The organism is Reyranella sp., assembly GCF_050185545.1.
Taxonomy (GTDB): Bacteria; Pseudomonadota; Alphaproteobacteria; order Reyranellales; family Reyranellaceae; genus Reyranella.
The window spans coordinates 1-4895 of the sequence record NZ_JBFWZI010000323.1 but is presented as its reverse complement, the minus strand read 5'-3'; the positions used below and the strand labels follow the sequence as shown (position 1 = coordinate 4895).

Sequence of the window (4895 nt, the reverse complement as noted above, 5' to 3'; positions counted from 1 at the left end):
CTGGTCGCCGCGGCCTTCGCCGCGTTCTCGTTCTACACCGGCGTCGCGGTGAGCCCGCTGGTCGGGCTGATCGTCGTGCCGCCACTCGCCTTCGCGCTGAGCTTCGTGATCTATCGCGTCCTGCTGCAGCCGCTGGTGCGCCGCGCCAGGACGCGCGATGCGCTCGAGGTCGACAGCATCCTGGCGACCTTCGGCCTCCTGTTCGTCATCCAGGGCGTCATGCTCGCGACTTTCGGCGGTGCTTACTACAGCTACTCCTTCCTTGCCGTGCCGGTGCAGATCGCCGGCGCGACGGTGGCGGCCAACCGCCTGCTGGCGCTGGTCCTCGCCGTGGTCATCGGCGTCGGCCTCTATCTCGGCCTGACGCGCACGCGGATCGGCACGGCGGTGCGGGCGGTCGCGGTCGATCCCGTGGCGGCCGAGCTGGTCGCCATCGACGTGCGAACCGCTTCCGCCTTGGCCTTCGCGCTGGGGGGCGCGCTGGTCGCGGCGTCGGGCGTGCTGGTGTCGATGTTCCTCACCTTCAACGCCAATCTCGGCGTCGTGTTCACGCTGAAGGCGCTGGTCGTGGTGATCATGGGTGGCGTCGGCAACCTGCTGGGCGCGCTGATCGCCGGCCTGCTGCTGGGCCTGGTCGAGAACTATGTCGCCGTCTTCGTCGATCCCGGCCTGACGCTCGCCGCCACCTACGCGATCTTCCTGATCGTGCTGCTGGTGCGGCCGCAGGGCATTCTCGGAAGAGCCAGCCGATGAGGGCCACCGACGAAGCCCAACCGATGAAGGCCCGCCGATGACGGGTCGCGACGCGCTGATCGGCATCGCCTGCCTGGCCGGCGTGGCGCTGCTCGCCGGGCTGCCGTTTGTCGTCGCCGACTACGGCCTGTCGCTCGCCATCAACATCATGAGCTACACGGTGCTGGCGACGGCGTGGAGCCTGTTCTCCGGTCCGACGCGCTACGTCTCGCTGGCCACCGTGGCGTTCTTCGGCATCGGTGCCTACACTACGGCGGTCTTCGTCGAGACCCTGCCGTGGCCGCTGGTGCTGCTGATCGCGATGGCCGTGGGCAGCGTCGTGGCGGCGCTCGTCGGGCTCGCCACCTTGCGCCTGTCGGGCGTCTACTTCGTGATTTTCAGCTTCGGCCTGGCCGAGCTGGTCCGCCAGCTGGTGACCTGGTTCGAAGTCAACAAGACGCGGACGCTCGGCCGCTACGTGTTCGCCGACATCACCGCGGCGCAGATCTACTGGCAGCTCCTGGCGCTCGCCGTGCTGGTGTTCGCGATCGGCTTCCTGATCGGCCGCTCGCGGCTCGGGCTGGCGCTGCGCGCGATCGGCGACGACGAGACGGTGGCGCGCCATTCCGGCATCGACGTCACGCGCGCCAAGGTCGCCCTGTTCGTGCTCAGCACGGTGTTCATGACGCTCACCGGCGCGATCATGGCGCCGCGCTGGACCTACATCGATCCCGCCATCGCCTTCAATCCGGTGGTGTCGTTCACCGTGCTGATCATGGCGCTGCTGGGCGGCGTGCACCGGCTCTACGGGCCGGTGCTGGGCGTCGTGCCGCTGGCCCTGCTATTCGAGTACCTGGTGGCCCGCTTCCCCAACCATTTCAGTATCATGGTCGGCGTGGTCTTCATCGTGATCGTCTACCTGATCCCGCGCGGCGTCGCGGGCCTGGTCGAGGATGCGGCGCGCCGACGGGTTGCCGCGAAGGGGACTGCATGAGCGCGCTGCTCGAGATCGATGGGCTGACGCGCCGGTTCGGCGGGCTGGTCGCCGTCGACGCGCTCGGCTTCACGGTCGAGCAGCACGAGATCGTCGGGCTGCTCGGTCCCAACGGTTCGGGCAAGACAACGGTGCTCAACCTCCTGTCCGGCGTGCTGCGTCCGGACGCCGGCCGCATCGGCTTTCGCGGCCATGCGATCGGCGGCCAGCCGGCGCATCGCATCGCCCGCCTCGGCATGGCGCGGACCTTCCAGCTGGTGCGGCCGCTCGCCTCGCTGACCTGCGGCGACAACGTCCTGACCGGCTTGGCTTTCGGGCGTCGACGTGCCTGGGGTGCCGCCGCCGCCGCCGAGGCGGAACGCCTGCTCGAGCGGGTCGGGCTCGGCGGGGCTCGCGACTCGCTGCCCGGCGAGCTCACCTACATCGACCAGAAGCGCCTGGAGCTTGCCCGCGCGCTCGCGCTGCAGCCCGACCTGCTGCTGCTCGACGAATGGCTGGCCGGCCTCAACCCGACCGAGCTCGAGGCCGGCATCGCGCTCATCCGGTCGCTGAACGGGGAGGGCATCACCATCCTGCTGGTCGAGCACGTGATGGATGCGATCCGCTCGCTCTGTCATCGCTGCGTGGTGATGAATGTCGGCCGCCTGATCGCCTCGGGCCTGCCGGCGGAGGTCCTGGCCGACCGCGAGGTCGTCCGCGCCTATCTGGGCGAGGACGACAACGATCGACGAGGCGGCGACGATGCTTGATGTCGCCGGACTCTCCGTCCTCTACGGAAAGCACCGTGCGCTCGATCAGGCCGCCCTTACGGTCGGCGCCGGCGAGATCGTGGTCATCCTTGGCGCCAATGGCGCGGGCAAGTCGTCACTGCTGCGCGCGGTGGCGGGCCTGCTGCCCGCGTCGCCGGGCGCCCAGGTGACGCTGTCCGGACGCGAGCTGATGGGGCTGTCCGCGCATGCCATTGTCGAGGCCGGCCTGGCGCTGGTGCCGGAGGGCCGCGCGATCTTCGGCGACCTCACGGTGCGCGAGAACCTGTTGCTCGGCGCCTTCGCCCGGCGCGCGCGCACTGACGAGGCGCGCAACCGCGCCCGCGTGCTGGCGCTGTTTCCGCGCCTCGCCGAGCGCCTCGGCCAGACCGCGCGCACCATGAGCGGCGGCGAGCAGCAGATGGTGGCGATCGGCCGGGCGCTGATGTCGGCGCCTGAGCTGCTGCTGCTCGACGAGCCGTCGCTCGGGCTCTCGCCGCTCCTCTGCACCGAACTGTTCCGCGCCCTCGAGCGCATTCGTGGCGATGGCATCTCGGTGCTGCTGGTCGAGCAGAACGCGCGCAAGAGCCTGGCGGTGGCCGACCGCGGCTACCTGATCGAGAACGGACGCATCGTCGGCAGCGGGCGCGCCGCCGACCTTTCCGGCGACCCGGCGGTGCAGCGCGCCTACCTCGGAGGGAGGTGAGTCATGGGCATGCTCGACGGCAGGATCTGCATCGTGACCGGCGCTGCAGGCAGCCTCGGTCGCGCCAGCGCCGCGCGCTTCGTCGCCGAGGGTGCCAAAGTCATGCTGGTCGATCGCGACCGCGCGCGGCTCGACGCGGTGCTCAAGTCTCTGCCGGAGGGGCGGGCGACCGCCATGCTGGCCGACGTGACCAGCGCCCGCGCGACCATGGCCTATGTCGACGCCACGGTGGCGCGCTGGGGGCCGATCGACGTGCTGTTCAGCAACGCCGGGATCAGCGGCGTCATCAAGCCGGTGGCCGACTATCCCGAGGAGGTGTTCGACGCCGTGGTGGCGGTCAACCTCAAGGGGTCGTTCCTCGCCTGCAAGTACGGCCTGCCCAGGATGCGCGACGGCGGCAGCATCGTCATGACGTCGAGCGTGGTCGGCGTCACCAGCGATCCCGGGATCTCGGCTTATGCCGCCTCCAAGCATGGACTGATCGGCCTGATGCGCACCGTCGCCAAGGAGGCGGCGCCGCGTCGGGTTCGGGTCAACGTCGTGGCGCCGGGACCGATCGACAACGACTTCCAGCGCGGCGTCGAAAGCGGCCTCAGCGAGGCCCTCGGCACCGATGCCGGCACGTTCCTCGATTCGGTGATCCCGCTCGGTCGCCATGCCAGGGCCGAGGAGGTTGCCGAGACGGTGTTGTTCCTCGCCTCGGACAAGAGCAGCTTCACCACCGGCAGCGTCGTGATGGCCGACGGCGGCATGCATGTTTGAGCTATCGCCTTCCTCCCCAGTGAAGCTGGGGAAGTGCCCCGTCACATGGGGTGGAGGGGTCATGAATCATGCGGACCGCGGGCGTCTCGCCCGCTCATGATTTCATGATCATGAGCGGGCGAGACGCCCGCGGTTCGGAAGACCATGACCCCTCAGAATGGAGTCCCGGCGCGATCTCGAGCCGGGTGGGAAGACGGGCCCTACTGTCGATCCCCTATCGACCTCATGAAGTCTTCTCATGAGGCAAGCCCGCCGATCGGCCATATGTTCTGCGTCGACCGACCCGGAGGAAATCGATGCCATCCGTTCAGCCCGTTGCATCCGTCATCCCGCAGCCGCCGCTCGCCGCCTGGGTCGAGGCCAGCGTTCCCTACCTGGCCGACCTCAGCGTCAAGCCGGTCACCTACAATCCGCCGATCGGCACTGGCGTGGCGCGCCGCGTCGGCAACTATCGCGACTTCAAGGTGCGCATCCACAACGTCCGGCCGATCGCCGGCGATCTGTCGCTGGATCGCCAGGCCTTCGTGCTGGCGCGGCACGAGACGGCGGTGCGCGACTTCTACGATCGCGACGAGGTGCGCCGGGTCTACGAGCCCGAGATCGAGGCCCTGGTCAAGCGCCAGACCGGCGCCTCGAAGGTCGTGGTGTTCGATCATACGATCCGCGCCGCCGATCGCGGCGTCGAGCGCGGCCACCGGGCGCCGGTGCGCAGTGTCCACAACGACTACACCGAGAATTCCGGCCCGCAGCGCGTGCGCGACCTGCTGCCCGCCGACGAGGCCGAGGCGCGTCTGCAGAAGCGCTTCGCCGAGTACAATGTGTGGCGCAACATCAGCCATGATCCGGTCGAGATGTCGCCGCTGGGCTTCGTCGATTCCGAGAGCATCGCGCCGCGCGACCTCGCGGTCTGCGACCTGGTCTACGAGGACCGGGTGGGCGAAATCTATATCGGCGT

General features: G+C 69.3%; 6 protein-coding genes. All 6 read left to right on the top strand.

The window, feature by feature from the left end:
* Positions 1 to 753: branched-chain amino acid ABC transporter permease (locus tag AB7O82_RS37310; RefSeq protein ID WP_428621804.1), on the top strand; the 753-nt coding region annotated here is incomplete at its 5' end.
* Between the two features lie 37 nt (positions 754 to 790).
* Positions 791 to 1726 carry a branched-chain amino acid ABC transporter permease gene (locus AB7O82_RS37305; RefSeq protein WP_428547867.1) on the top strand — a complete coding sequence of 312 codons (936 nt, stop codon included), beginning with the start codon at positions 791 to 793 and terminating at the stop codon, positions 1724 to 1726.
* A complete protein-coding gene (locus AB7O82_RS37300; RefSeq protein WP_428547864.1) occupies positions 1723 to 2475 on the top strand; it encodes an ABC transporter ATP-binding protein in 753 nt (250 codons plus the stop codon). Before AB7O82_RS37305 ends, AB7O82_RS37300 begins: the two co-directional genes overlap by 4 nt.
* Positions 2468 to 3178, top strand: coding sequence for an ABC transporter ATP-binding protein (locus AB7O82_RS37295; RefSeq protein WP_428547861.1), 711 nt, complete (start codon positions 2468 to 2470; stop codon positions 3176 to 3178). The genes AB7O82_RS37300 and AB7O82_RS37295 overlap by 8 nt, the downstream gene beginning before the upstream one ends.
* Before the next feature lie 3 nt (positions 3179 to 3181).
* Positions 3182 to 3940 (top strand): SDR family NAD(P)-dependent oxidoreductase, encoded by a 759-nt coding sequence (locus tag AB7O82_RS37290; RefSeq protein ID WP_428547858.1) that lies wholly within the window; start codon positions 3182 to 3184, stop codon positions 3938 to 3940.
* 296 nt (positions 3941 to 4236) lie between these two features.
* A partial coding sequence (locus AB7O82_RS37285) for a CmcJ/NvfI family oxidoreductase (RefSeq protein ID WP_428621802.1) occupies positions 4237 to 4895 on the top strand: 659 nt, incomplete at its 3' end.